This is a genomic window from Stappia sp. ES.058 (genome assembly GCF_900105595.1).
GTDB lineage: Bacteria > Pseudomonadota > Alphaproteobacteria > Rhizobiales > Stappiaceae > Stappia.
In genome coordinates this window covers 1,510,276-1,535,726 of record NZ_LT629784.1, presented here as the reverse complement: position 1 = coordinate 1,535,726, position 25,451 = coordinate 1,510,276, and the positions used below count along the sequence as shown (strand labels likewise).

Sequence of the window (25,451 nt, the reverse complement as noted above, 5' to 3'; positions counted from 1 at the left end):
GATTACGCCCTCTTCCCGTCGTTCTTCGCATTCACGGACTTGAAGTCGACCGGAACCGGCGACTGTGCCTCATGCGGATGAGTGGAACCGGCGTAGACCCGGAGGTTCTTGAGCTGGGTGCGGCTCAGCGGCCCGCCCGGCATCATGCGCTTGACGGCCTGTTCAAGAACGCGCTCGGGGTGCTTGCCCTCGATGATGGCGCGCGCCGTGCGCTCCTTGATGCCACCTGGATATCCGGTGTGCCAGTAGTACTTCTTGTCCGTCAGCTTCTTGCCCGTCAGCACAGCCTTGTCGGCATTGATGACGATGACATTGTCGCCGCAGTCGATGTGAGGCGTGAAGGTCGGCTTGGTCTTGCCGCGCAGCGTGTTGGCGATGAAGGCGGCCAGACGGCCGACGACAACGCCTTCGGCGTCGATCAAGATCCACTTCTTATCGACCTCGGCCGTTTTGGCGGAGTAGGTCTTCATGGGTGCGATCCGTGTTTGTCGTGGACCGGGAATTGCCTGCGACGGCGAAACCGGCCCGAATGCCATGCAAAACGGCCCCGAACCGGGACCGCATGCTGTCTTGGTGGTGTTTACGCGCGGTCGCGAAGACTGTCAATCCACATAATTTGGCGGCGGCAATGGATTATTCATAAAAATCAATCTGTTATAAAAACGGTATTATTTTACCACATGAAATTGGGGGCTTCAGCGCGGCGGGATCGAATAGGTCGCTGTCGCATGGGCGACCGGGTCGCCGCCGTCGGGGCCAGTGATCGCACATTCGACCACGGCAAGCCGCTTGCCGAGCTTCAGGAGCTTGCATGTCGCGATCAGATCGCCGGGTGCGGGCTTGCGCAGGAAGTTCATGTTGAGGTTGGTCGTGACCGCAAGCGCGACCGGGCCGATATGGGCCAGAATCACGACATAGGCGGCCAGATCCACCAGCGTCATCATCGTCGGGCCGGAAATCGTGCCGCCGGGGCGCAGGTGCCTCTCCTGCGGCGAAACCGACATCACCGCACAGCCCTCCGAGAGTGCCCGGATCGCGTAGATCCGCCCGTCGGCGTGGACCTGCGGAAACTCGCGGTCGATGAAGGCATCGAGTTCCGCAATCGTCATGACTGGCTGCAAGTGACCGTCTCCCCCGAATTGATCTTCCCTTCTCGTTAACGGAAGGGCCGAGAGGCGACAAGTATCAAGACGTTGCGGTTCGTGCTTTCTGAGCGGACGCCTTGTTGGTACAAAGGGGCCAATTCGCCTCGACAGGAGAGCCGCCATGGACAGCGCCACACCGCCGCCGCTTGTTGAAACCCGCGAGGGGGGCGTTCTCACGCTCACCATGAACCGGCCGGAGCGCAAGAATTCGCTATCGGAAGAGATGATGGCAGCCCTTCAGGCCGCGCTCGACGCCGCCCGCGACGATGAAGACGCGCGGGTCATCGTGCTGCGTTCCACCGGCAATGTCTTCTGTGCCGGGCATGACCTCAAGGAAATGACGGCGGCGCGCCAGCACGAGGATCGCGGCCGGGCCTATTATTCCGATGTGATGACCCGCTGTTCGCACCTGATGCAGACCATCGTCACCCACCCCAGGCCGGTGGTCGCGCAAGTCGAGGGCATGGCGACCGCCGCCGGATTGCAGCTCGTCGCCTCCTGCGATCTGGCGATTTCCAGCGAGGATGCGCGCTTCTGCACGCCCGGCGTCAACATCGGGCTGTTCTGCTCCACGCCGATGGTGGCCTTGTCGCGCAATGTCTCGCGCAAGCAGGCGATGGAGATGCTGCTGACCGGCGAGATCATCGACGCCAGCACGGCGCGCGAGTTCGGGCTGGTCAACCGGGTGGTGCCGCAGGCCTATCTGGAGCAGGTGGTCGCGAAATATGCGGGCACCATCGCCGCCAAGTCCCCGCTGACGCTGAAGATCGGCAAGGAAGCCTTCTACCGGCAGGCGGAAATGCCGCTTGACGAGGCCTATCGCCATTGCGCGCATGTCATGGTCGACAACATGATGGCGCGCGACGCGGAGGAAGGCATCGGCGCCTTCATCGAAAAGCGCGAACCCGTGTGGACCGGCCAATAGCGTTCCCCTCCTTCCAGCCAGTGAGAGCGCTCCCAGTGACCCACGACACCTACTCGGACACCTTCATTCGCGAGATCCTCAACGGGGTGAAGACCATCGCCATGGTCGGCGCCAGCGCCAACACCGTGCGTCCGTCCTATTTCGTGCTGAAATACATGCTGTCCAAGGGTTACCGCGTGTTCCCGATCAATCCGGGTCAGGCGGGCAAGGAGATTCTCGGCCAGACGGTCTACGCAACGCTTGCCGACGTGCCCGAGCCCATCGACATGGTCGACATCTTCCGCAATTCGGAAGCCGCAATGGGCGTTACGGCAGAAGCGCTTGCGCTTTCCCCACTGCCCAGGGTGATCTGGATGCAGCTTTCCGTGCGCAATGAAGCGGCCGCAACACTGGCGGAGGATGCCGGTGTCAAGGTGGTGATGGACCGCTGTCCGAAGATCGAATACGGACGGCTTTCGGGGGAAATCGGCTGGACCGGCGTCAATTCGCGCATGCTGTCCTCCAAGCGCCCGACACTGAAAAGCGGCTTCCAGCATCGTGGGCTGGGCGGCAAGACAACCAAGGCCTGAAACGATCGCTGCCGCTATTTTCCCTCTCACGGTTTATCGACGGCCGGCGGGATTCGAGTATCGGGAGACGGGCGGCCCATACGGGATTTGACGTAGACCGCCACCGCCGTGCAGTCTTGGTTGCGACTTCGCTATCCTGCGAGGTCCCGAACGGGAGAAGAATCGTGAGATCCATCGCGTGACAGTCGTCTCCAGACAAAGGCGGTCCGACCGGGCCGGTGAGAACCGGAAAGCGGGACGCAAGAAGCCTGTGGACATCATCGGCTGGCGGGAATGGGTTGCGTTGCCGGACATCGGCATTCCCGAGATCAAGGCAAAGATCGATACGGGCGCACGCACCTCCGCGCTGCATGCGGTGAACCAGGACGTGTTCGAGCGAGAGGGTCGGCCCTGGGTGCGCTTCAAGGTCCCCGCCTCGAACAAGCATCGCGACATTCCGGTCGAGGCGCCGCTTATCGACGAGCGTGACATCAAGAACACCAGCGGCATCCCGGAGCGCCGGTACATCATTCGCACGACACTGCTTCTGGGGGAGCACCACTGGAAGGTCGACGTGTCGCTGGCCAACCGGGAACACATGGAATTCGATATCATTCTCGGCCGAACGGCGATCCGAAGCCGGAGCGTGCTTGTGCATCCCGGCAAATCTTTCGTCGCCGGTCCGCCGCGCCAGCATGCATCGACCGGACGCGTTATTCCGCGCGCAGGTTTACCAGGAGACACCCAATGAGAATGGTCATGATGGCCCGAAATCCGGACCTGTATTCGCACCGCCGGCTGGTCGAGGCGGCCGAGGAGCGCGGGCATGAGATCGACATCGTCAACACGTTGCGCTGCTACATGAATATCGCTTCGCGACGGCCCGAAGTCTATTTCAACGGCGAGAAGCTTCCCAAATACGATGCGGTGATCCCGCGCATCGGCGCGTCGGTGACCTTCTACGGCCTGGCCGTGCTGCGCCAATTCGAGATGATGGGGGTGTTCCCGCTCAATGAATCGGTCGGTATCGGCCGCTCCCGCGACAAGCTACGCTCCATGCAGCTGCTCGCCCGCGACGGCATCGGCCTTCCGGTCACGACCTTCGCCCACGACCCGCGTCAGACGGAAGAGGTACTGAAACTCGCCGGCGGCGCGCCGCTGGTGATCAAGCTTCTGGAAGGCACACAAGGCATCGGCGTGGTGCTGGCAGACACCGACCGTTCGGCGAAGTCCGTGATCGAGGCATTTCGCGGCGCGGGCGTGAACATCCTCGTTCAGGAGTTCATCAAGGAAGCCGGCGGCACGGACATCCGTGCACTGGTCGTCGACGGCAAGGTGATCGCGGCCATGAAGCGCACCGGCGCCGAAGGCGAGTTCCGCTCCAACCTGCACCGCGGCGGCAGCGCGCAATCCATCCGAATCTCGCCCGAGGAACGCCAGACCGCGATCCGCGCGGCGAAAACGATGGGCCTGAACGTCTGCGGTGTCGACATGCTGCGCGCCAATCACGGCGCGGTGGTGATGGAGGTAAATTCCTCCCCCGGACTTGAGGGGGTGGAAAAGGCCACCGGCATCGACGTTGCCGGAAAGATCATCCAGTTCATCGAGAAGAGCGCCAAGCCTGGCAAGACACGCACGAAGGGCAAGGGGTGAACGCGGACGCGAAACGCAAAACGCGCCCGGCCTTCACGATCGGAGATTTCGCGGTCGAGGCCGGCACCCGGCGCACCGTCGACTTGCCGGTCAGCGTCTTGTCCGATCACACGCCGGTCTCCATGTCCGTGCATGTGGTCCACGGTGCGCGACCGGGCCCGACGCTTTTCGTCAGTGCGGCGGTGCATGGCGACGAGATCATCGGCGTGGAAATCGCTCGTCGCCTGTTGTCGATCGAAAGCCTCGACAGCCTGCGCGGGACGCTGCTCGTCATTCCAATCGTCAACACCTTCGGGTTTCACAGCCATTCCCGCTACCTGCCTGACCGGCGCGATCTCAACCGGAGCTTTCCGGGAAGCGCGCGCGGATCGCTGGCCGCGCGCCTGGCCCAGCTTTTCATGTCGGAGGTCGTGGAGCGGTCAGATGTCGGGATTGACCTGCATTCCGCCGCCATCCACCGCACCAATCTGCCGCAGATCCGCGTCTCGCCGTCGCGTCCGGAAACACTGGAGCTGGCAGAAGCCTTCGGTGCGCCGGTGATGCTGGTCTCGTCGCTGCGAGACGGTTCGCTGCGCCAGGCCGCGCAAAAGCACGATGTGGACATTTTGCTCTATGAGGCCGGCGAGGGCCTGCGCTTCGACGAATTCGCGACCCGGGTCGGAGTGAGCGGCATCCTGCGCGTCATGCGACGGCTCGGCATGGTCGGCCCCAAGGGGGTGACGCGCCCCAAGCATCGCTCCCTGCGCGGCGGTTCAAGCACCTGGCTGCGGGCCCCCGCCGGCGGTCTGTTGCGCGCCTTCAAGACGATCGGCGACAGCGTTCAGGAGGGAGACGTCCTCGGCATCGTCTCCGATCCTTTCGGAGAGAGGGACCGTCCGGTGGCCGCCACGTCGAACGGATTGATCATCGGCCGGACCAATCTGCCGGTGGTCAACGAGGGCGATGCGCTTTTCCATGTCATGAGCGTGGAATCGGGCGATGCGGAGCCGGCGCTTGCCAGTCTGAACGAGGAAGTCGGCCGCGATCCGCTGTTCGACGAGGACGAGATTATCTGACACCGGACGCGCTTGTCCGGATGTCCGCTTCATCGGCATAAAATGCGCGGCGACGAAAGTATCTGATCCTAATCCCACTGAGGAAAACGAACGCGCTTTGCTTTGACGCGCCCCACCCCTTGCGCCAGTATGCCGCCGGCTTTCCGACATTGTCGTTTGAGGAGAATTTCATGTCCGACCGCATTCCCGGTTTCTCGACGCTCGCCATTCACGCGGGTGCGCAGCCCGACCCCTCCACGGGCGCGCGGGTGACGCCGATCTACCAGACGACCTCTTTCGTGTTCGATGACGTCGACCATGCCGCCTCGCTGTTCGGCCTCCAGGCCTTCGGCAACATCTACACCCGCATCACCAACCCGACGACGGCGGTGCTGGAAGAGCGCGTGGCGGCTCTTGAAGGCGGCACGGCAGCACTTGCGACCGCGTCCGGCCACTCGGCCCAACTCCTCACCTTCCATGCGATGATGACACCGGGGGACAACATCGTTGCCGGCAACAAGCTCTATGGCGGGTCGATCAACCAGCTGAACCATTCGTTCAAGAGCTTCGGCTGGGAGGTCCAGTGGGCCGACGCCACCGATCCCGCGAGCTTTGATGCGCTGATCAACGACAAGACCCGCGCGATCTTCATCGAAAGCCTGGCCAACCCCGGCGGCGTGGTCACCGACATCGCGGCAATCTCGGAGATCGCGCGCAAGCACAATATCCCGCTGGTCGTCGACAACACGATGGCAACGCCCTACCTGTGCCGGCCGATCGAGCATGGCGCCGACATCGTGCTGCACTCGCTGACGAAATTCATGGGCGGACACGGCAATTCCATGGGCGGCGTGCTGGTCGACGGCGGCACCTACGATTGGTCGTCCACCGAAAACTATCCGATGCTCTCCAAGCCGCGTCCGGAGTATTCCGGCATGGTGCTGCACGAGACGTTCGGCAATTTCGCGTTCGCCATCGCCTGCCGGGTGCTCGGCCTGCGCGATCTCGGGCCGGCGATCTCGCCGATGAACTCCTTCATGCTGCTGACCGGCATAGAAACCCTGCCGCTGCGCATGCAGCGCCACTGCGACAACGCGCAGAAGGTGGCCGAATTTCTGGAAAGCCACGACAAGGTCGCCTGGGTCTCCTACGCCGGCCTGCCGGGCGATCCCAATCACGAGCGACAGCAGAAATACATGCCCAAGGGTGGCGGCGCGGTCTTCACCTTTGGCGTCACGGGCGGCTATGACGCCGGTGTCGCCGTCGTGACCAGTTGCCAGATCCTGTCGCATCTGGCCAACATCGGCGACACGCGCTCGTTGATCATCCATCCGGCCTCGACCACGCACAAGCAGTTGAGCGAAGAGCAGCGCGCGGCTGCCGGCGCAACCTCCGACGTGGTGCGTCTGTCAATCGGTCTGGAGGACGCGGAAGACATCATCGCCGATCTGGATCAGGCGCTCGCCGCCATCGACGGCTGACCGATACGGTTCCTGACAAAACGCAAACAGGCCGGGCACTGCCCGGCCTGTTTCGCATTCGGGTGACGGAAGCGCCTTACGCGGCGCGCGCCGCAAAACGGGTGCGCGTCCAAAACTCGATGCAGGCCGCGATCACGGCAACGATAAAGCCCTGATGGGCCAGCGCGAGCCAGAAAGGCACCTGACCGAGCAGGGTTGCGATGCCGATCGCCATCTGGATGAAGATGACGAGGACGAGCGCCAGTGCAACCGCCGAAAGATGCCGCGCGGCCGGGTTGCGCATCACGGACACCCAGAGCCAGACGGCGGCGATCGCCAACGCATAGGCAGTCATGCGGTGCTGAAACTGCACGGTCAGCGCGCTCTCGAAATGGTTGAGCCAGACGGGTGCCATCGTCCACAGGCCCGAGGGAATGAAGGCGCCATCCATCAAGGGCCAGGTGTTGAAGGATAGCCCCGCTTTCAAACCCGCCACGAGGCCGCCGAGGAAGACCTGAACGAAGAGCAGCGCAATCAAGGCGGCCGCGGCCCCGGTGTAGGGACCCCGGAAGGCCGGACGTCGCGGGACTGTTGCCGGGATCAGAGCGAGATAGCGCGCGAGGCCGAAAAGATAGGCGAAGATCAGGCAGGCCAGCGTCAAATGGGTGGCGAGCCGGTACTGGCTGACATCAACCCGGTCGACCAGGCCGGAGGCGACCATCCACCAGCCGATCACACCTTGCATGCCGCCAAGCGCGAAACCGCCGATCAGCCAGGGTATAAGCCCGCTCTCGACCCGGCCGCGCGCCCAAAGCCACACCAGCGGCACGAAAAAGGCAAGGCCGATCACGCGACCAAGCAACCGATGACCCCACTCCCACCAGTAGATGAACTGGAATTCGCCGAGCGACATGCCCTTGTTGACGAGCTGGTATTCGGGGATCTGGCGATATTTTTCCAGTTCCTCTTCCCATTCCGCAACGGAGAGTGGCGGGATCACGCCGTGGATCGGCTCCCATTCGGTGATCGACAGACCGGAATCGGTCAATCTCGTTGCCCCGCCAACGACAATCATTGCTAGGATCAGCAGGCACACCGCATAGAGCCAGATCCGGATTGCACGACGGTCTCGCGCGATTTTTTCGCTGGATGGACCAGCGTGAAGAGAGGTATCGAAGGAAACGTCGCTCATTCTCGGGTTGCTCGCGCGATAAAAACGGGCGGCCCGACAGTCTGATCGCCCGGGCACTACGGTCGGTTATAGGCGGCATCCACACTTGGCAAGGGCTTGACGAACCGCACCGGTGTGACACATCCCCACGCCAGATGGCCCGATATGGAGAACTCGATGCCCCCTCGCCTGCGCAAATTCATCGGAATGATCATGCTTGTGGTCTTCGTAATCGTCTATGCCTTCGTCGCAATGGTGATCGGCGACATGACGATGCAAGACCGGCCAACCGGCGTCCAGTTCCTGTATTTCGCAATTGCCGGCCTTGTTTGGACGATACCGGCCGGCGCAATCATGTGGTGGATGGACAAGCCCGAGCGACGGGCCGCACAAGCGCGGGCAGCCGCTCAGGCGGAAGCGCTCAGGGACACGCCTGACGGAAGCTGATGCGATCCCGGATGCGGCGCAGCGCATTGTAGATCGGGAAAGGGGATCCATTGAGATACTGTGACACGATGGCGCGATTTTGAAAGTACCCGTTCAGCGACACCCGGGGCATTGCGAAAGGATCCGCGCTCTGGTCGAGCATCCCCGCATGCGTGGTAAAGGCGGCGCGGAATCCGAATTGCGAAACAACTTCAAGTGACTGGTGATTGACGGCCGCCTCAAATCCGTAGGGATAGGCAAAAACATGCGGTGAGATGCCAAGCTCGGCGGCGAGCCTGTCCATTCCGGCGGCAATATCGTCATGCATGCGTGCGCGGCTCAGGCGCGCCAGCGCGAAATGATTGTGCGTATGGGCACCAACCGTAAAAAGCGGATCACGGCACAAAACGCGCAACTCGTCCCAATCCAGAATGAGTTCATCCGCAAGGGCGACAAGATCGACGCCGTGAACCGCTGCCAGCCTGCGCAATTCCACCCGCTGCGATTCCTCGCCAAGCTCATGCGTGAACCAGTGAAGCAACCGGTCATAGGTGCGCGTCTTTCCGTCGTTGTTCCGCGCATCCAGCGTTCGCATGCGCGCACCGATCGGCGTTTCGACAAACGATGCACCGCGTACAATGCGCTCCAGAGCCTCCCACCAGATTTCGCTGGTGCGGTCGACAAAGCCGGAGGTCACGAAGATCGTGAAAGGCACGCCGTGCTTGCGCAACACCGGGTAGGCATGAATCAGATTGTCCCGATAGCCGTCGTCGAAGGTGAATGCGCAGACCCGCGCGCTATCGGGATCGCCGTTTTCGACGTGATCGAGCGCCTCCGCCAATGACACGATGCGCAAACCCGCGGCGCGGGCCTGCAGGATCGTGCTTTCCAGAAACTCCGGCGTAACGGTGAGATGGCGATTTGGCGAGAAGCCATGGGTTTCGGCGTCCGGACGCACGCTGTGCAGGGTAAAAACAAGCCCGCGTCCACCGGTTAGCGGCGCCAGCAACCGGCCCAGTCCGCTTGCATGCAGCACCCGGCACCCCGTCGCCAACATTTGCCGTCGCATGTCCATCCGCTAAACCGACCCCCGAAATCAACTCCGCTGATCCTATCGACGTTTTCTTTAGAACTCCTTGCTATTCAAGATTGTAGTTGAGACCAGCCGATGCTCCGGCGGTTTGAATTGAAGGTTGAGCACATGTCCGATTCCCTCGCACGGTCCACCGATCTGTTCCGGTCACATAACTGGGAAGAGATGGACCAGGACGCAATGAGACTGGATGCCATGCTTGAATCGGGAGATTTCGTTGTCCGCACAGTCTCCGACCCCAGCGAGGTCGAAGCGGAATGGCGGACGCTGGAAACCAACGCCTTCGGAACATTGTTCACCACCTACGACTGGTTGTCTTCCTGGTACCGTCTGGTGGGGCGGCCGCGGGGTATTCAGGCCCTGATCGTCGTCGGCGAAATCGATGGGAAACCCGCCTTCCTCCTGCCGCTGGGGCTGATCCGAAAGGCAAAGGGTCTGCTAACCGTCGGGCGGTTTCTCGGCGATTTCCACGGAAACCAGAACAGCGGTCTCTGGCGCAAGGATGTTCTCGCCGGCATTCACACGCACTCGCTGCACAAGGCCCTGCTGGAGTTGGGGCGCGCTAAAGGGATCGACCTTTTCGATCTCAAACATGTTCCCGCGACGATCGACGACCGTATCCATCCACTGATCGACCAGCATGCGATCGAAAGCCTGAATTCGATTCACGCCTTTTCACTGACTCCGGACTTCGAGGCGGTCTATCGCACCCGTCGCAGCGCAAGCGCGCGCAAGAAGCTGCGCGCAAAGGAGCGCAAGCTCGCGGAAGTCGGCAGCGCGCGCTTCGAACGCGCGAGCGATTTCGGGACCGCGGAGCGTTTCCTGCAGGCGCTCGTCGACCAGCGCAGCGCCCGCCAGGGCACGCACGGAATTCCCAACGTGTTCCACCACGCGGATGCGCATGCGTTCCTGCGCGACCAGTTGACACATGCTCTGGACGAGGGATCCGACCGCTTCATGATCCATGCGCTCCTTGTCGATGGCGATGTACGCGCAACCTATTTGTCGGGTCTGGCTTTGGGGCGGTTCCACGCCTACACCAACAGCATCTGCGAAAGCATCGCCAGTCACAGTCCGGGCGACCTTCTCCTGAACGCGGTAATCGCGGATGCCTGCGCCCTTGGCGCGACGAGCTTCGACTTCGGTCTCGGGGCGGAGCGATACAAAACCGCCTGGGCGGACAAGGAGCTCTTGATGGATGTCGAGGTGCCGGTGTCGCATCGCGGCAAGCTGGCCTCATCGGCCATCCGGATGCTCCGACGCGTAAAGCGCCGGGTACGCAGTTCGCCAAGGCTCTGGGGCCTGGTTCGCAAGCTGCGCAAGCTCAAGGCCTGATCCCGCCGCAGGTTGCGATCCGGAAACGCAAAGTCCGCCGCACGGTGACGTGCAGCGGGCTTTTTTCTTGCCTATCGATGCGATTGACGGTTCAGGCCGCCATGTCGGACGGCCGCCGCGCGGTCTCGCCCTTGCGCTTGACCGGCTCCACCGCAACGGGCGCGCCCGTCTGGTCTTCCAGCATGCGAAGCGCTTCCTCCAGTTCCGGTCCAGCCGGCGATCCGCCCGTGGCAACGACCACCTGGTCGGCCATTGCAAGGATCTGAGCGCTGATCAGCGAATCGTCGATCAGCCCGAGATCGAAGAACACCTGATCGTAGGTGTGGTCGATGGCATCCATCAGCATCTCGAAGCGGCCGGCCTCGGCAAGATCATCATCGATCACACGACGTCCCGACTCGATGACATGAGCGCGCGAGGCCGCATCCCGGTAGATGACGCCGGCAAAGGACGCGGAACCTTCCAGCAATTCGGCAAAACCCGGCACCGCTTCGGGATCGCCGAGATCCGGGCGGACCTCCAGAAAGAGCGGCATGATCCCCTCTTCCGCCGCCTCGCGCACCAGGCGGAAGGTGACCTCCTGCGCAACCTCGTCGCTGTCGACGCTCAAAACGGCGATCCGCCGCGGATGCATCTGCTCGACGGCCGCGGGAACCAGGGGAGCCGGGGCAGGCGCCCCCGCGACATGCTCCGATGCAACAGACGTGACATCGTCCGGTCCCGTTTCCGGGGACAACGCATTTGCGGCAGCAACAGATCCGGCATCTTGCACGGGCGTCTGCCAGTCATAACCGAACCCGCCCCCCGAATAGGCCGCCCTGCCCGCCTGGTAACCGGGCGCTGCGGCTGGCGGCATCGATGCGGCCGCCGGCGCTTCTGTTGCGCCAAGCGGCATATGACGGAAGGCCCGACCGGAGAGGAACTGGCCGAGGATTGCCCAAAGACTGCCAAGCATGAAGACAATGAACGTCAGGATCGAGGCAATCGGCACAACCTTGGGCCAATAGGGCTCGAGCGGAACCGTCGCACGCGAGATCACACGTGCATCTGCGCCGAGTTGTGGCGCATTGCGGCGGGTGTCGGCTTCCCGGTACCGCGTCATCAGCTGATCGAGCTGGGTTGCCTTGACCTGCGCCTCGCGCTCGAGTTCACGCAGCCGGATCTGGTCCTCGTTGGACTTGGCGGCGCGCACCTTGAACGTCTCAAGGGTCGCGGTCAGCGAGGCAACCCTGTCCTGCTGGACGCGGGCTTCGTTTTCCAGGCCGGCGGCGATTTTTTCGGCTTCATTGCGAATCTGGCGTTCCAGATCGGCAAGCTGGGAGCGCAACGCACGGATCTGCGGATGATTGGCCAAAAGCGTCGTGGAGAGTTCGGCGATGCGGGACTGCAATTCCACCTGCCGCTCGCGCAAGCGCTGGACGAGCTGCGAGTTGAGCACCTCCGCCGCGCTGTCGAGCGAAGCGCCGGAATCGAGCTGACGGCGAATGAGATTTGCGCGCGCCTCCGCCTGGGACTGGGACGCGCGGGCATCGGAGAGCTCTGTGCTGATTTCGCCAAGCTGCTGCTGGTCGAGGGTCTGGTTGTCGGCGCCGATAAGCAGTCCGGCCAGCGTGCGAAATGCCTCGACCTTTTTCTGGGCTTCCTTGACTTCCTGGCGCATCCGCTCGATCTGCGGTTCAAGCGCGGTTGCCGCAAAGTCCGTCGTCTCGCGCTTCACCGACGACTGGAGATCGAGATATTCCTCGACAAGCGCATTGGCGACGCGCGCGGCACGCTCGGGATCGCGCGAGGTGAAACGAACCGAAATCACCCGCGACCCGTCGACCCGATAGACCTCAAGATTCTTGTAGAAGACCTTGAGGACCCGCTCCTCGCGGGAATTGCGACCGGGGTCGCGCATCAACCCCAGTGCGACAAGGGTTTCGCGGAACAGACTGGATGTCGGCCCCGCCTCGAATTCCGGGATCGCCGCGAGGTCCAGCCGCTGCGCCACGCGGCGCAGCAGATCCCGCGACATGAGAAGTTCCACCTGGCTCGCGACGCCTTCATTGTCGAGAAGCGCGCGCTCTTCCTCTATGCCGCGCACATCACCCGGATAGACCGCATCCGAGGTCTGGATAAGCACTTTCGATTCTGCACGGAATTTCGATGGGACGAACTGGAGGACAACCACCGTCGCAATGGCAACAGCGACACACAGTGGCAACAACCATCGCAACGCCCGCTTGAGGGCGCCCGCCAGAGCGGACAGGTCGATCTCGACCCTTTCATCCGCGCCATGTCCGTGCGACTCAGTCATTCGGTGTACTCCCAGGAACCATGTCGAGAGTGTATGCGCATTATGGTAAGCGGACCGTTAACCGCACTCTCAAGACCCCCTGAACGCGGTCAGTCGAAATGATCTTCCCGGATTCACCGCAAGTTAACCACGCTGCGGGAAATACTGGCACAGCCTCTTCGGGAGTTCATGATGACTACGCGCCTTGCCATTGCCATATGCCTGGCCCTCACGGTCGCCGCCTGCGGCGGATACCGGCAGCCGCCAACGGCGTTCCACGAGATCCTCACCAAGCCCTACCGGCTTGATTCCAGCGACCAGCTGCGCGTCATCGTTTTCGGGCAGGACGACCTCAACAACACCTATACGGTCGATCAGGCCGGCTACATCTCTATGCCGCTGATCGGCAGCGTCGCCGTCCGCGGCCTGACCCTTCGCGATCTTGAAGCGACCATAACCAAGCGCTTGAAAAACGGATACTTACGGGATCCGGACGTGTCGGTCGAAGTGGCTGTCTATCGGCCGGTTTTCGTCATGGGTGAGGTCGCCAATGCCGGGCAGTATCCCTATGTGGCGAGCATGACGGCCCAGAATGCGATCGCCACGGCGGGCGGCTTTTCGCCCCGCGCCCAACAGGGCAATGTCGACATCACCCGCCAGATCAACGGCGAGGTGCTGAGCGGCAGGGTTCCGATCACGGACCCTGTCCGGCCGGGCGACACGATCTACGTCCGGGAGCGGTTTTTCTAAGAGACCGCCCTCGCCCGCGGCGCGCGATACCTGCCGAGTTAACCTGAGACTCACCGCTGCCTGCTAGCGTTTACCCTGCATGACCTGAAGCCATAATTCAGGCATGCGCAAGCTAGAGACAGGGAGTTTCTCATGGCTACCGCGCCCTTGCGCATCGTTCATATCGTTCGCGCGCCAATTGGCGGGATCTTTCGCCACATTGCGGATCTCGCCCTTGCCCAGACCCGTGCCGGCCACGAAGTCGGTGTTGTTTGCGACGCCTCGACCGGCGGCGCATTCGAGGCAGAAGCGATTGCCCGCCTCGCCCCGCAACTCGCCTTCGGCGTCGCGCGGTTCCCGATGCGCCGGAAAGTCACTCCCGGCGACCTCCGCTCGGCCCTCAGCCTCTACCGCCATGTTCGCGACCTTTCGCCCGACGTCCTGCACGGGCACGGCGCCAAGGGCGGCGTTTTCGCGCGCGCCATCGGGTCCGTACTCCGCTTGGGCGGGCGCAAGGTGACTCGCATCTATTGCCCGCACGGCGGGAGCCTTCACTACGACCCGACCAAGCTCGAGGGGCGGATCTATTTTCGTCTGGAACGCCTGCAGCAGCGTTTCACCGACGGCCTCGTGTTCGTGTCAGACTACGAATACGCCGCCTACGAATCGAAAGTGGCGTCCCCCTCGATCCCCGCGCGCGTTGTCTACAACGGGCTCTCCCCGGAGGAATTCTCCGCGGTTCCCACAGACGACGATGCAGCCGATTTCATGTTTATCGGCATGTTGCGCGATCTCAAGGGTCCGGACCTGTTCATTTCCGCTTTGCGGGACCTCAAGTCGCTCTATGGCATCACCGCGAACGCCCGTATCGTCGGCGACGGCAAGGATCGCCAGCGCTACGAGGCAATGGTCGCGGATTTCGGCCTGTCCGATCACGTGACCTTCACCGGCGCCCTGCCCGCACGCGACGCCTTCCGCAAGGCACGATGCGTGGTCGTTCCCTCCCGTGCTGAAGCGATGCCCTACATCGTGCTGGAGACGGTGGCCGCACAGGTCCCCCTGATCGCGACCCGGGTTGGCGGCATCCCCGAGATCTTCGGCCGTTTTGCCGACAGGCTCGTAACGCCCGGCTGCGTCGCAGGGCTCGCCGCCGCAATGGGCGCCGCCTACAACGATCCTGACGGCATGCGCAAGCGGGCCGAAGGACAACGGAAATGCCTTTCCGAAACCTTCAACGTGGAGCTGATGAGCGATCGCATCACATCGCTCTACATGGAGACGCGCGGCGCGCGCGGCCATTCCACCCCGGCAAGAAGCGCCGAAACGCCCCTGATGGGCTCCTCCGCGATCCTCGCCCGGAACAAGACGTCGCAAACCAGCGACGCGGAATGAGCCGGGAGGAACAGACACCATGACCCAGAATCATTCCGCACAACTGCTGAAGGATGTCCTGCCGGCCGCCCCATCGGGAGGAACACCCGCCGGCGGTGGCAAGCCCTCCGCGAGCGGCCTCTCCCCGCGCGCTCTCGAGGTTGCCGAAAGCCTTCAGAAAACCGTGATTTCACGTTCGGTCCTGAGCGGTCTCGTCCGGCTGACCGACATCGGAATCGTCGCGATCATCGGCGCGATCGCACTGACCGGCGGTTTCAGCGGCCAGACCGCGCTCTCGGACGTGTTCGCGGCGCTTGGCATTGCACTGCTTCTTACACCGACGTTCCTGCAGGCGGCTGACTGCTATCAGCTTCCGGTGATGCGCAACGTGGTCTCCCAGGGCGCGCGCACGACAATCGCATGGACGCTCGTTTTTGCAGCCCTGGTCATGATCAAGAATTTCAGCGGGCTTCTCGGCGGGATCGCCGACACGCAGTTCTCGATCTGGTTCGGCCTTGGCCTTTCCACCTTGCTTGCCGCGCGATTTGCGGTTTCGCTTTTCGTTCGCAAATGGACGAAGGACGGCCGGCTTGAAAGACGCGCGGTCATCGTTGGCGGCGGACAGGCCGCCGCCGATTTCATCCACGAGGTGGAGAGCCAGCCGAACAACGACATTCGCATCTGCGGCCTGTTCGATGACCGCAAGGGGTCGCGTTCTCCGGAGGTCGTCGCCGGGTATCCGAAGCTCGGGACCGTAAACGATCTCGTGGAATTCGCACGCGTGGCGCGCATCGACATGCTGATTGTCACGATCCCGCTGCGCGCCGAAAAGCGTCTTGCGGATTTCCTCAAGACGCTGTGGGTGTTGCCGGTGGACATCCGGCTGTCGGCCCACACCGACAAGCTGCGCTTCCGCGACCGCGCCTCCTCCTTTATCGGCACGGTGCCCTTTGTCGATGTCGTCCACAAACCGATGGCCGACTGGGATTCCATCGCCAAGCGCGCCTTCGATCTGGTGTTCGCCAGCCTGATGATCGTGCTGCTGGCGCCGGTTATGGTGGCCACGGCGGTCGCGATCCGGATGGAGAGCAAGGGACCGGTGCTCTTCCGCCAGAAGCGCTACGGGTTCAACAACGAAGTCATCGACGTTCTGAAATTCCGCTCGATGTACCACGAGATGGCGGACCCGCTCGCCAAGAAGGTCGTCACAAAGAACGACCCGCGCGTCACCAGGGTCGGCCGTTTCATCCGCCGCACGTCCATCGACGAATTGCCGCAACTCTTCAACGTGTTGCGCGGCGATCTCTCGCTGGTCGGCCCGCGCCCGCATGCGGTGAACGCCCATACCAACGAAAAGCTCTGGGACGAGGTCGTCGACGGCTATTTCGCCCGCCACAAGGTTAAGCCCGGCGTGACGGGCTGGGCTCAGATCAACGGCTGGCGCGGCGAGGTCGACACACCCGAGAAGATCGAGAAGCGTGTAGAATACGACGTCTATTACATCGAAAACTGGTCGATCCTGTTCGATCTGCGCATCCTGGTCCAGACGCCGTTCGCGCTTCTGAAGACGGAGAACGCCTATTGAGCGTGACCATGCCCCCCAGGACATTCCCGGCTCCCCCGACAACGATGCGGCATGGCCCCGGCCTTGCCGCCTCTTCCGTTGCGACCGTGGCGCTGTGGATCGTGGTGTTCCTGGGCGGTTTCGTGCTGACCGAACCCGCTCCCTACGAACTGGCGATGCTGGTCGTCATCAGCGGTTGGCTGTTGAGCGGACCGCGGTTTGCCACGGCACTTGCCCCGCTCGTCCTGATCGTGACGCTGTTCATCTGCGGCGGGGTGATCGCCACCTTGATGTCCGACGATTTCAGCGAGGCGATCCTCTACATTTCGGTTACGGGCTTCCTGGCGCTCACCACCGTGTTCTATGCCTCAGTCATCGCCGCTGACCCGGCACGGCTCGAGACGGTGCACAAGGCCTATACGGCCAGCGCCCTGGTCGTGGCCCTAACGGGCATCGGCGGTTACTTCGGCGTCCTGCCCGGCGAGACCTTCACCCTCTACGGGCGCGCGAAGGGAACGTTCCAGGATCCGAATGTCTTCGGTCCCTTCCTCGCCCTTCCTTGGGCATTCCTGCTGCATGGGCTGCTGACCCGCCCGTTCCGCGAAATGTTGTGGCCCGCGGCAGCCCTTGCCGTGCTCAGCTTCGCAATCCTTCTCAGCTTTTCGCGCGCTGCCTGGGGTCTCGCCGCCTTTTCCGGGATCGGCATCTATGCGCTGGTCTTCATCACCACGACCGACGGCCGCCAGCGCGCGCGTCTGCTTGCGATCGGCGCGGCTGGCGTCCTCGCGGTCGTAGCGATGATCGTGATCGCCCTGTCGGTCGATTCCATCTCGGGGATGCTGTTGCAGCGCGCGAAGCTGGTGCAGGACTACGACACCGCCCGCCTTGGACGTTTCGCACGCTATTCGCTCGGGTTCCAGATGGTGGTCGACCATCCGTTCGGTCTGGGCCCTCTCCAGTTCCGCAACTTCTTCCCGGAAGACGAACACAACACATTCCTCAAGGCTTTCACCACATACGGATGGCTCGGCGGCGGCGCCTATCTCGCGCTGGTGTTCTTGACGGCAAAGCAGCTCGCCGGGCTGATCTTCCAGCCGCGCATGTGGCAGGGGGCGGCGCAATGTGTGTTCGTTGTGCTGCTGGGGCACATGCTGATGTCGGTCGTCATCGACACAGACCGCTGGCGGCACCTCTATCTGCTCTACGGGCTCGCATGGGGCCTGATCGCGGCCGAATACAGTCTGCGCGCGCGACGGCGGGACGGATCACGCAGAGCCGCCGCACCCGGCGCGTGACGCAACAATCCCCAAGACCCTTTGGCGTCGCTCCAGAAGCGCTTGCGCGCCCTGCGCGAAGCGGTTAGGAAGAGCGGGTCCGGCGTGCCGGACAGTCGGGCAGTAGCGCAGCCTGGTAGCGCACTTCACTGGGGGTGAAGGGGTCGTCGGTTCAAATCCGGCCTGCCCGACCATTTTTCTCAAGATCATCCTACATCGATACAGGCAATCCGCCTCATGGCGGACTGTTCCGCGTTGGGCGTGTGTCAGCCTCTGCATCGCTGCAAGCGCCGAGGAGCCGCGCGATCGACCGTACGGAAAATCTGCATATAATTTGCGAAATATCTATATGCAACCTATGGTTATGTGCATTTCTTCACGCCGTTCATTGCCACCGACGCTGCTGCGACGTTAAATGAAACCAAGAGGCTGCGGTACCGTGCGAACCAGGGCGACGCGGCCTCTCTTGCGAAGCAAACGCAACGTGGGGAGGATGCGATGCGGATCAAGCAGGTGACGCCGACCGCCCTTCGAGGAACGGCGGGCGCGGCGATCGACGAGTTCCACAAATGGTGGCTCCAGACAGACGGGGCCATGCGCTCGGACATGCCGCAGTTCGCACGCCAGGTGTTTCTCAGTCCTAACGCCGACGGCGAACACATCCCTGAAATCGGGTATCTGGGCCAGGGGTCCTTCATCCATGAAGTCATGGACGGTAGATTCGGCGACGATCAGGCTGCCGCAATCCGCCAGGCCGATCCCCGCTTCGAGGCCTGCGTCGCGGCCGGCTATGCGATTGCATCGACCGGCCGCGCGGTTTGCGAAGACGTGGAGATGGAGGTGACCCCTCCGGGCATGCACACCTCCCTCCATGTCGCCTATTACCGGATTATCGTCCCGGTCAAATTCGCGCCGGAGACGTTCGCCCTTGTCAATCTGACACTTCCGCGAGACGACTGGCGCGTGAAACACATTCAGCCAGATAAAGCGCATCCTCTCGCGAACTGACCAGGAAGGCGTCGTCCTGCATGCGTCCAGGCACCGCTTCATGCCAGATCGTGGCAAGCGGGTACTGCCGGCAGGCGCCATAGATATAACCCAGGCCGAGCCGCACGTGCTTGTCGCGCGCAAGACCCACAGACCAATCCGGCGCCCAGGACATCATCGACAGAAACAGCGAGATCTGGGCGCCAAGGGCGAGCGCGCGCCGGGACTTGCCCGTCGAACGAAATGCCTCAACCGTCAGCGCTTCCCCCGAGTAACTCACACGACCCCGGATTTCCTCCATCGGCTTGCAGGACCAGGTGTCATCCAACAGATCGTGCCCGACCGACCGATACAGACGGGCCAATCGGTTGCGATGGTGTTCCAGAAAGGTCATGTCGCCGGTTTCAAACACTTGCGAACAATAGAACACCACCGGACGACCTTGGTGCAGGAGCGTCAGGCAAAAGCCGTTTTCACGGTTGAACTCAAAGTGTTGAAGCTGGAAGTGCTCCGTTACATGCTTTCCGCACGTCTCGATGTTGCGAACGATGTCGTGAAAGTCCACGTCGACCCGATAGTCCAGGTCCATTGCATGGAGCTTTTTGGCCAGTATGTCTCGTGCCCTTGCGAAGGCGTCGGTTTTAAGCGGTCCGATTGTCATGATCCGATCCCTAAATCATTGGTGGTAACGGACCTTTTCGACGGCCGGAATCGGCCTGCGTCAATGCAGCTTGTCAAAAAAGCCGATGACAGGATCACAGAACCCGTTCGAACGGCACCTGCCCGAACGTTTGGTCTTGCCTCTCGTCAATTCGCGGGACCGGAAGGAGAGGTCTTTGCTGCGCCATAGCGGGGCCACCCCCCTACCCGCGCGAAACAAGCGCCGGACACCGCAGATACGCGCGCGAACACCGCAGCGGTGCTGCGACGGTTCGCCTGAACAGGATTATTGGGTCTTCTTGATGTTGCCCATGATGGAAATGGCGCGGGCAACCATGTCTTCTAGCGCCTTGTCCGGAATATCGTACGTCCTGGCATAGGCCGCCATCGCCAGTGCGACCGCCTGCAGGTTGTTTTCCTCTGCGAGCTCACTATTTTCGCAAGCGGTCAACACCGCCTCGCCGACCACAACTTCTTCGATATCGCGCTCGCTCACCTAAAATCACTCCTGCAAAATCAATCGAGCCGAACAAGAATGGTTCAATCGCGAAAACACGAACCCGTTTTTGCGTGCTCCTGCAATATTGTCAGATTTTACAGTCCGACGCCAACCTCGACCGTCTTTTTTCCCCGCCATGCCCCTTCCGGCCCCCGTTGGACGACGCACCGCGGCAAGGACCGGACTGGACGTGCCGAGCAGTCCTAGGCTTTCCAAAATCCAGCCAATGCTAAAGGCATCCGGATGGAGCCGGAGTTCGTCATACAAATTGGCGCTTGCCGACCCGCACATTTTGTAAAACCATAAGGCAACAAAAAAGCAAGAACGAAGAGGGAGGTTGGCATGTGCCGCATTTTCGCCGGACAGGATCCGTCCGACTACGAACCCGAGACACGAAGCCTGAGACTGAACGGTCAAAGCACCAGTATACGGCTCGAGCGATCATTCTGGGACATCCTGGACGATATTGCCCGCAGCGAGGGCGTGAGCACACCGGCCTTTGTCTCGAAACTGCACTCCGAGGTCCTTGAGTTGCGCGGGGAGACCCGCAATTTCACGTCGCTGCTGAGGTGCGCCTGTCTCGTGCGCCTGCGCCATACGCTGCCGACTGTGCAGTTGGAAGCTGCGGAGTGATTTACTCACTGTAGTAAACACATACCACCCGCGTCTCGTGCGGACGCCCTAATCTTTCTCCCGAACTAGCATTCATGCCGGGAGGAAATTGTGGCGAAGTTCATTCACGCGATGATCCGCGTGCTCGACGAGACGCGCTCGGTCGAATTCTATCGCACTGCGTTCGGGTTAGAGGTCTCGGATCGGTTCGCTTTCGACGACTTTACTCTGATCTACCTGAGAAATACCGAAGCCGACGTCGAAGTCGAGCTCACGGTCAACAACGGCCGAACCGAGCCGTACGACCTGGGTGACGGCTACGGCCATATGGCGTTCTGCGTCGACGACCTGGATGCGGAGCACGCGCGCTTCACGGCGGCCGGCCTCGCGCCGCGCAAGATCGTCGCGTTCAACCGGGAAGGAGCGCTGCTTGCGCGCTTCTTCTTCGTCCAGGATCCGGACGGATATCAGATCGAAGTGCTGCAGCGCCACGGACGTTATCGCTGACACATGGGCGTTCGAACGATCGGCAGGGAGGAAAACCGATGACACTGAACCAGAGATCGCTAAGCCGGCGGCAACTGCTGACCGGCACCATGGCGGCCGGCGCCGCCTTTGTCGTGGGGGCGGGTTTCGTTGCGGCGCCGACGGCGGCATGGGCCATGGAGGTGTCCCACCTCAAGCCCGCAACGATGGCAACCCTCATCCAGATGGCGCGGGACATCTACCCGCACGACCATGTGGCCGACGAGTATTACGCCGCGGCGGTCAAGGGCTACGACAGCGCGGAACTGGCACCGATTGTGGAAGGCGGCATTGCGGTGCTCGATGCCGCAGCGCGCGGAAAGGGACATTCCGGATATCTCGGCGCCGGCTGGGAGCGCGACCGCGTCGATATCCTGCGCGGCATGGAGGACAGCGCCTTTTTCCAGACGATCCGGGGCGGGCTCGTGACCGGGCTCTACAACCAGAAAGCCGTCTGGCCGCTCTTCGGATACGAGGGCGAGAGCTACTCCAAGGGTGGCTATATCGACCGCGGCTTCAACGACATCAACTGGATCTGAGGGAGAACCGGTCATGACAGCACCTTTCGAACTGACGGATGACAGTGTCGTCGTCGTTATCGGAACGGGCGCCGGCGGCGGCGTTCTCGCCAACGAACTCGCGCAAAAGGGCATCAGCGTCGTTGCCCTGGAAGCCGGCGGCCGCTACCTGCCCGACGATTACATCAACGACGAATGGGAAAGTTTCGGCCAGCTTGCCTGGCTCGACAAGCGCACGACGTCCGGCGACTGGCGCGTGGCAAAGGATTTCTCCGGCCTGCCCGCCTGGATCGTCAAGGCGGTAGGCGGCACCACCACGCACTGGGCCGGGGCCTCACTGCGCATCCAGGCACACGAATTCAAGACGAAGACCAACTACGGCAATGTCCAGGGTGCCAATCTTCTCGACTGGCCGATCGATCTGGCCGAAATGGAACCCTGGTACGAGAAGGCAGAAACAAAGCTGGGCGTGACACGCACCGGCGACCGGGCGGGACTGCCGGGAAACAACAACTTCAAGGTGTTCGAGGCCGGAGCAAAAGCGCTTGGATACAAGGAGGTACACACCGGCCGCATGGCGATCAACTCCGCCGACTACGACGGACGCGTGGCCTGCCAACAGACCGGGTTCTGCTTCCAGGGCTGCAAATGGGGAGCCAAATGGTCGGCGGCCTATACGGACATTCCCCGTGGTGAGGCGACCGGAAACCTCGAGGTGCGCGAGCGTGCGCATGTGCTCAAGATCGAGCACGACGCATCCGGCAAGGTGACCGGCGTGCTTTATGCAGACACAGACGGCAACCAGCACCTGCAAAAGGCCCGGATCGTTTGCGTCGCCGGCAACTCGATCGAAAGCCCGCGCCTTCTGCTCAATTCGGCAAGTGCGATGTTCCCGGACGGACTGGCGAACTCGTCCGGACAGGTGGGGCGCAACTACATGCGACACATGACCGGCTCGGTCTACGCGGTGTTCGACAAGCCCGTGCGCATGTGGCGCGGCACGACCATGGCCGGCATCGTCCAGGATGAGGCCAGGCACGACCCCTCTCGCGGTTTCGTTGGTGGCTACGAACTGGAGACGCTGGCGCTTGGCCTTCCCTTCATGGCGGCGTTCCTGGACCCGGGAGGATGGGGTCGGGAATTCGCGACCGCATTGGACTCCTATGAAAACACCGCCGGGATGTGGATCGTGGGCGAGGACATGCCGCAGGAGACCAACCGGATCACGCTCAATCACGATGCGCTCGATCAGTATGGTCTGCCTGCACCGAACGTGCATTTCGACGACCATCCCAACGACGTCGCCATGCGCGATCATGCCTATCGCCAGGGCACCGCGATCTACGAGGCAGTGGGCGCCACGCGCAGCTTCCCGACCCCGCCCTACCCGTCCACGCACAATCTGGGCACAAACCGCATGTCGGAAAACCCGCGTGACGGTGTGGTCAACCGCTGGGGCCAGACTCACGACGTCGCCAACCTGTTCGTTTCAGATGGAAGCCAGTTCACCACGGGGGCGGCGGAAAACCCCACGCTGACCATTGTGGCGTTGGCCATCCGACAGGCGGACCACATCGCAAACCAGATGAGCCAGGGCAACCTTTGAACTGTGGCGTGCCGCACGCCGGGTTGCGGCGCGCCTCCTGACGTAAAGAAAGCCCAAGGTTTGCCAACGGCCATCTCAATTTGTATGATTTAATATAGGTTGCGTCCGAATGCGGCCGCATCCAAGAAAACAAAAACGAACCGTCTGGGAGGACACCACTATGAAACGCGCATTTCTTGCAAGCGTTTGCCTGCTTGCCATGACCGGCCTGACGCAGGCCCAGGCGCCCGTGCCGGACAACCTGGAAAAACTGTCCAACTTCCAGAGCACGGGCACGACCGAATTCACCTTCATCGAACAAAGCGGGGACTACGCGGACGGGATCCGCGACACACTGGAGCGCATTACGCTTCCGGACGGCTTCAAGATCGAGCTTTATGCCGTCGTTCCGGATGCCCGCCACATGGCGGTTGGGCCACAGGGGATCGTGACCTTCGTCGGCACGCGCAAGGACAAGGTCTGGTCGGTCACCGACCGCAACAAGGATCGTGTCGCCGACGAAGTGAAGGATTTCGCGCCCTCGCTGAAATTCGCGATCCCGAACGGACCGTGCTTTTCCAGGGACGGCTTCCTCTATATCGCGGAACAGAACCGGGTCCTGGTCTATCCCGCAGCGGAATTCTTCTATGAAAGCCCGGACGTCGCGGCCTTCAACGTGGTCAAGCAGGGCGAACTGATCCCGCCGGCGGAAGAGAGCTACAATCACACCGCGCGCGTGTGCAAGATCGGCCCGGACGGCAAGATCTACATTTCGCTCGGCCAGCCCTTCAATGTACCGGCACCGGAAAAAATGGACCTCTACAATGAAGTGGGCATGGGCGGCATGATCCGCTTGAACACGGACGGCACCGATCGCGAGGTCTACACCCGCGGCATCCGCAATTCCGTCGGACATGACTTTCATCCCGAAACCGGCGAGCTCTGGTTCACCGACAACCAGGTCGATGGCATGGGCGACGACATCCCGCCAGGCGAGATCAACCGCCAGACGGAAATGGGCCAGAACTTCGGATTCCCCTGGTACGGTGGCGGCGATGTGCGCACCAACGAATACAAGGGAGAGGAAATCCCGGTCGACGTCGTGATGCCGGCGAGCGAAACGGTCGCCCATGCCGCCGATCTCGGCATGGACTTCTACACCGGCAACCAGTTCCCGGAGATGTACAAGAACGCGATCTTTTCCGCGCAACACGGCTCCTGGAACCGCACCACACCGGTCGGCGCGCGGGTGATGGTCACCACCATCGACGACGAGGGCAATGCCACCACGAAGCCCTTCGCGGAAGGATGGATCGACGAAAACGGCGAGTACCTTGGTCGCCCGGTCGATATCGCAGAGTTGCGCGATGGCTCGATCCTTGTGTCGGACGACCTCGCCGGCGCGCTTTATCGCATCTCCTACGAGGGCAATTGATGCTGAAAGCCACACTCTTCGGTCTGGGCGGGGTTCTCCTCGCCCAGATCGCATTCGCCCTGCCGGTGGTCGCCCAGGGCCCTGTCGGCGATCCGCAGGCGGGGCGCAAGAAGGCGGGCATGTGCCGGACCTGCCACGGGCTCGACGGATTTGCCCGCATTCCCATTGCGCCCCATATCGGCGGCGAGCCGGTCGCCTACCTGGAAAAACAGTTGAAGGCCTTTCGCCAGGGCACCCGCACGCACGAGATGATGAGTGTCGTTGCGAAAAACCTTGACGACCAGTCGATTGCGGACCTTGCCGCCTGGTACTCCGAACACAAGGTGGAAGCCACACCGCCTGAAGGCGTTTCGGCTGACGCGGCGCCGCAGGCATGCACCGCTTGCCACGGCGCCGACGGTATCGGCCAGATCGAGAATGTTCCGAACCTTGCCGGTGAAAGCGCGATCTACATCGACACGCAGCTCAAGGCCTTTCGCATCGGCAAGCGAACGGACGACGTCATGAGTGCCATAACCGCCGATCTCACGAATGAGGAAATCCGCGCCTATGCGGATTGGTATGCAGCAATCAGATTGAAGATCACGCAGGCCGACTGAAGACACAGATGCGCAAGGCTTCTTG

The 25,451-nt window shown here is 62.2% G+C and carries 26 protein-coding genes and 1 tRNA gene; 20 read left to right on the top strand and 7 right to left on the bottom strand.

Annotated elements, in window-relative coordinates:
- Positions 1–2: 2 nt before the first annotated feature.
- Both rplM and BLU32_RS07100 read right to left on the bottom strand, forming a co-directional pair.
- Positions 3–470, bottom strand: coding sequence for a 50S ribosomal protein L13 (gene rplM / locus BLU32_RS07105; protein WP_093805661.1), 468 nt, complete (start codon positions 468–470; stop codon positions 3–5).
- Positions 471–695: 225 nt separating this feature from the next.
- Positions 696–1,109 (bottom strand): PaaI family thioesterase, encoded by a 414-nt coding sequence (locus BLU32_RS07100; protein WP_093805659.1) that lies wholly within the window; start codon positions 1,107–1,109, stop codon positions 696–698.
- 157 nt (positions 1,110–1,266) lie between these two features.
- Here BLU32_RS07100 and BLU32_RS07095 point away from each other — a divergent pair, with 157 nt between their 5' ends.
- From BLU32_RS07095 to BLU32_RS07070, 6 genes are all read left to right on the top strand, one after another.
- Positions 1,267–2,070 carry an enoyl-CoA hydratase gene (locus BLU32_RS07095; protein ID WP_093805657.1) on the top strand — a complete coding sequence of 268 codons (804 nt, stop codon included), beginning with the start codon at positions 1,267–1,269 and terminating at the stop codon, positions 2,068–2,070.
- Positions 2,071–2,105: 35 nt separating this feature from the next.
- A complete protein-coding gene (locus BLU32_RS07090) occupies positions 2,106–2,639 on the top strand; it encodes a CoA-binding protein (protein WP_093805655.1) in 534 nt (177 codons plus the stop codon).
- A 178-nt stretch (positions 2,640–2,817) separates the two neighbouring features.
- The gene (locus tag BLU32_RS07085; protein WP_208976990.1) at positions 2,818–3,369 is read left to right on the top strand and encodes a RimK/LysX family protein; all 552 of its coding nucleotides are present in this window, start codon (positions 2,818–2,820) and stop codon (positions 3,367–3,369) included.
- Positions 3,366–4,271 carry a 30S ribosomal protein S6--L-glutamate ligase gene (gene rimK, locus BLU32_RS07080; protein ID WP_093805651.1) on the top strand — a complete coding sequence of 302 codons (906 nt, stop codon included), beginning with the start codon at positions 3,366–3,368 and terminating at the stop codon, positions 4,269–4,271. The genes BLU32_RS07085 and rimK overlap by 4 nt, the downstream gene beginning before the upstream one ends.
- Positions 4,268–5,326: a succinylglutamate desuccinylase/aspartoacylase family protein gene (locus tag BLU32_RS07075; RefSeq protein ID WP_208976989.1), complete on the top strand. Its 1,059-nt coding sequence runs from the start codon at positions 4,268–4,270 to the stop codon at positions 5,324–5,326. Before rimK ends, BLU32_RS07075 begins: the two co-directional genes overlap by 4 nt.
- A 170-nt stretch (positions 5,327–5,496) precedes the next feature.
- Positions 5,497–6,786: an O-acetylhomoserine aminocarboxypropyltransferase gene (locus tag BLU32_RS07070; RefSeq protein WP_093810699.1), complete on the top strand. Its 1,290-nt coding sequence runs from the start codon at positions 5,497–5,499 to the stop codon at positions 6,784–6,786.
- Positions 6,787–6,862: 76 nt separating this feature from the next.
- On the opposite strand, the gene BLU32_RS07065 is transcribed toward BLU32_RS07070, so the two are convergent.
- Entirely contained in the window at positions 6,863–7,957 is a 1,095-nt protein-coding gene (locus BLU32_RS07065; protein WP_093805649.1) for a COX15/CtaA family protein, read from the bottom strand.
- Between the two features lie 156 nt (positions 7,958–8,113).
- Between BLU32_RS07065 and BLU32_RS07060 the strand changes: the two genes are divergently transcribed.
- Positions 8,114–8,383 carry a DUF2842 domain-containing protein gene (locus BLU32_RS07060; protein WP_093810697.1) on the top strand — a complete coding sequence of 90 codons (270 nt, stop codon included), beginning with the start codon at positions 8,114–8,116 and terminating at the stop codon, positions 8,381–8,383.
- Here the strand turns inward: BLU32_RS07060 and BLU32_RS07055 are convergent.
- Positions 8,358–9,419: a polysaccharide deacetylase family protein gene (locus tag BLU32_RS07055; protein WP_157727552.1), complete on the bottom strand. Its 1,062-nt coding sequence runs from the start codon at positions 9,417–9,419 to the stop codon at positions 8,358–8,360. The two genes, BLU32_RS07060 and BLU32_RS07055, sit on opposite strands and share 26 nt — an antisense overlap.
- A gap of 216 nt (positions 9,420–9,635) precedes the next feature.
- On the opposite strand from BLU32_RS07055, the gene BLU32_RS07050 reads away from it, so the two are divergent.
- Positions 9,636–10,790, top strand: coding sequence for a GNAT family N-acetyltransferase (locus tag BLU32_RS07050; RefSeq protein WP_172838543.1), 1,155 nt, complete (start codon positions 9,636–9,638; stop codon positions 10,788–10,790).
- Between the two features lie 91 nt (positions 10,791–10,881).
- Here BLU32_RS07050 and BLU32_RS07045 read toward each other — a convergent pair whose 3' ends face one another.
- On the bottom strand, positions 10,882–13,089 hold the full coding sequence (locus BLU32_RS07045) for an exopolysaccharide transport family protein (RefSeq protein WP_093805643.1): 2,208 nt from the start codon (positions 13,087–13,089) through the stop codon (positions 10,882–10,884).
- Positions 13,090–13,260: 171 nt separating this feature from the next.
- Here BLU32_RS07045 and BLU32_RS07040 point away from each other — a divergent pair, with 171 nt between their 5' ends.
- The 6 genes from BLU32_RS07040 to BLU32_RS07015 all read left to right on the top strand — a co-directional run bounded on the left by BLU32_RS07040 (position 13,261) and on the right by BLU32_RS07015 (position 19,014).
- On the top strand, positions 13,261–13,818 hold the full coding sequence (locus tag BLU32_RS07040; protein WP_197673707.1) for a polysaccharide biosynthesis/export family protein: 558 nt from the start codon (positions 13,261–13,263) through the stop codon (positions 13,816–13,818).
- Positions 13,819–13,950: 132 nt separating this feature from the next.
- Complete coding sequence (locus BLU32_RS07035; RefSeq protein ID WP_093805639.1) at positions 13,951–15,189, top strand: glycosyltransferase; 1,239 nt, start codon at positions 13,951–13,953, stop codon at positions 15,187–15,189.
- Positions 15,190–15,235: 46 nt separating this feature from the next.
- Entirely contained in the window at positions 15,236–16,753 is a 1,518-nt protein-coding gene (locus tag BLU32_RS07030; protein ID WP_371326971.1) for an undecaprenyl-phosphate glucose phosphotransferase, read from the top strand.
- Between the two features lie 8 nt (positions 16,754–16,761).
- Positions 16,762–18,027 (top strand): O-antigen ligase, encoded by a 1,266-nt coding sequence (locus BLU32_RS07025; RefSeq protein WP_157727550.1) that lies wholly within the window; start codon positions 16,762–16,764, stop codon positions 18,025–18,027.
- A 96-nt stretch (positions 18,028–18,123) separates the two neighbouring features.
- Positions 18,124–18,200: transfer RNA gene (locus BLU32_RS07020), tRNA-Pro, on the top strand.
- A 172-nt stretch (positions 18,201–18,372) separates the two neighbouring features.
- Complete coding sequence (locus BLU32_RS07015; RefSeq protein ID WP_093805633.1) at positions 18,373–19,014, top strand: hypothetical protein; 642 nt, start codon at positions 18,373–18,375, stop codon at positions 19,012–19,014.
- Here the strand turns inward: BLU32_RS07015 and BLU32_RS07010 are convergent.
- On the bottom strand, positions 18,938–19,654 hold the full coding sequence (locus BLU32_RS07010; protein WP_093805631.1) for a hypothetical protein: 717 nt from the start codon (positions 19,652–19,654) through the stop codon (positions 18,938–18,940). The two genes, BLU32_RS07015 and BLU32_RS07010, sit on opposite strands and share 77 nt — an antisense overlap.
- A gap of 285 nt (positions 19,655–19,939) precedes the next feature.
- Positions 19,940–20,149, bottom strand: a complete 210-nt coding sequence (locus BLU32_RS07005) for a hypothetical protein (RefSeq protein ID WP_093805629.1) — start codon at positions 20,147–20,149, stop codon at positions 19,940–19,942.
- A gap of 345 nt (positions 20,150–20,494) precedes the next feature.
- Here BLU32_RS07005 and BLU32_RS07000 point away from each other — a divergent pair, with 345 nt between their 5' ends.
- The 6 genes from BLU32_RS07000 (at position 20,495) to BLU32_RS06975 (ending at position 25,426) form a co-directional block, all read left to right on the top strand.
- Positions 20,495–20,785 (top strand): ribbon-helix-helix domain-containing protein, encoded by a 291-nt coding sequence (locus tag BLU32_RS07000; RefSeq protein ID WP_093805627.1) that lies wholly within the window; start codon positions 20,495–20,497, stop codon positions 20,783–20,785.
- Positions 20,786–20,875: 90 nt separating this feature from the next.
- Positions 20,876–21,271: a VOC family protein gene (locus BLU32_RS06995; RefSeq protein ID WP_093805625.1), complete on the top strand. Its 396-nt coding sequence runs from the start codon at positions 20,876–20,878 to the stop codon at positions 21,269–21,271.
- Between the two features lie 38 nt (positions 21,272–21,309).
- Positions 21,310–21,828 (top strand): Twin-arginine translocation pathway signal, encoded by a 519-nt coding sequence (locus BLU32_RS06990; protein ID WP_093805623.1) that lies wholly within the window; start codon positions 21,310–21,312, stop codon positions 21,826–21,828.
- 13 nt (positions 21,829–21,841) lie between these two features.
- Positions 21,842–23,413 carry a GMC family oxidoreductase gene (locus tag BLU32_RS06985; RefSeq protein ID WP_093805621.1) on the top strand — a complete coding sequence of 524 codons (1,572 nt, stop codon included), beginning with the start codon at positions 21,842–21,844 and terminating at the stop codon, positions 23,411–23,413.
- Positions 23,414–23,573: 160 nt separating this feature from the next.
- The gene (locus tag BLU32_RS06980) at positions 23,574–24,827 is read left to right on the top strand and encodes a sorbosone dehydrogenase family protein (RefSeq protein ID WP_093805619.1); all 1,254 of its coding nucleotides are present in this window, start codon (positions 23,574–23,576) and stop codon (positions 24,825–24,827) included.
- Entirely contained in the window at positions 24,827–25,426 is a 600-nt protein-coding gene (locus tag BLU32_RS06975; RefSeq protein ID WP_093805617.1) for a cytochrome c, read from the top strand. Before BLU32_RS06980 ends, BLU32_RS06975 begins: the two co-directional genes overlap by 1 nt.
- The last annotated feature ends 25 nt before the right edge of the window (positions 25,427–25,451 follow it).

Coding starts and splice junctions, on each gene's coding strand:
- BLU32_RS07060 (WP_093810697.1), top strand. CDS start 8,114: ATGCCCCCTCGCCTGCGCAAATTCATCGGAATGATCATGCTTGTGGTC.
- BLU32_RS06975 (WP_093805617.1), top strand. CDS start 24,827: ATGCTGAAAGCCACACTCTTCGGTCTGGGCGGGGTTCTCCTCGCCCAG.
- BLU32_RS07000 (WP_093805627.1), top strand. CDS start 20,495: ATGTGCCGCATTTTCGCCGGACAGGATCCGTCCGACTACGAACCCGAG.
- rimK (WP_093805651.1), top strand. CDS start 3,366: ATGAGAATGGTCATGATGGCCCGAAATCCGGACCTGTATTCGCACCGC.
- BLU32_RS07095 (WP_093805657.1), top strand. CDS start 1,267: ATGGACAGCGCCACACCGCCGCCGCTTGTTGAAACCCGCGAGGGGGGC.
- BLU32_RS07045 (WP_093805643.1), bottom strand. CDS start 13,089: ATGACTGAGTCGCACGGACATGGCGCGGATGAAAGGGTCGAGATCGAC.
- BLU32_RS07065 (WP_093805649.1), bottom strand. CDS start 7,957: ATGAGCGACGTTTCCTTCGATACCTCTCTTCACGCTGGTCCATCCAGC.
- BLU32_RS07070 (WP_093810699.1), top strand. CDS start 5,497: ATGTCCGACCGCATTCCCGGTTTCTCGACGCTCGCCATTCACGCGGGT.
- BLU32_RS07050 (WP_172838543.1), top strand. CDS start 9,636: ATGAGACTGGATGCCATGCTTGAATCGGGAGATTTCGTTGTCCGCACA.
- BLU32_RS07040 (WP_197673707.1), top strand. CDS start 13,261: ATGACTACGCGCCTTGCCATTGCCATATGCCTGGCCCTCACGGTCGCC.
- BLU32_RS06990 (WP_093805623.1), top strand. CDS start 21,310: ATGACACTGAACCAGAGATCGCTAAGCCGGCGGCAACTGCTGACCGGC.
- BLU32_RS06980 (WP_093805619.1), top strand. CDS start 23,574: ATGAAACGCGCATTTCTTGCAAGCGTTTGCCTGCTTGCCATGACCGGC.
- BLU32_RS07035 (WP_093805639.1), top strand. CDS start 13,951: ATGGCTACCGCGCCCTTGCGCATCGTTCATATCGTTCGCGCGCCAATT.
- rplM (WP_093805661.1), bottom strand. CDS start 470: ATGAAGACCTACTCCGCCAAAACGGCCGAGGTCGATAAGAAGTGGATC.
- BLU32_RS07100 (WP_093805659.1), bottom strand. CDS start 1,109: ATGACGATTGCGGAACTCGATGCCTTCATCGACCGCGAGTTTCCGCAG.
- BLU32_RS07025 (WP_157727550.1), top strand. CDS start 16,762: ATGCCCCCCAGGACATTCCCGGCTCCCCCGACAACGATGCGGCATGGC.
- BLU32_RS06985 (WP_093805621.1), top strand. CDS start 21,842: ATGACAGCACCTTTCGAACTGACGGATGACAGTGTCGTCGTCGTTATC.
- BLU32_RS07055 (WP_157727552.1), bottom strand. CDS start 9,419: ATGTTGGCGACGGGGTGCCGGGTGCTGCATGCAAGCGGACTGGGCCGG.
- BLU32_RS07010 (WP_093805631.1), bottom strand. CDS start 19,654: ATGACAATCGGACCGCTTAAAACCGACGCCTTCGCAAGGGCACGAGAC.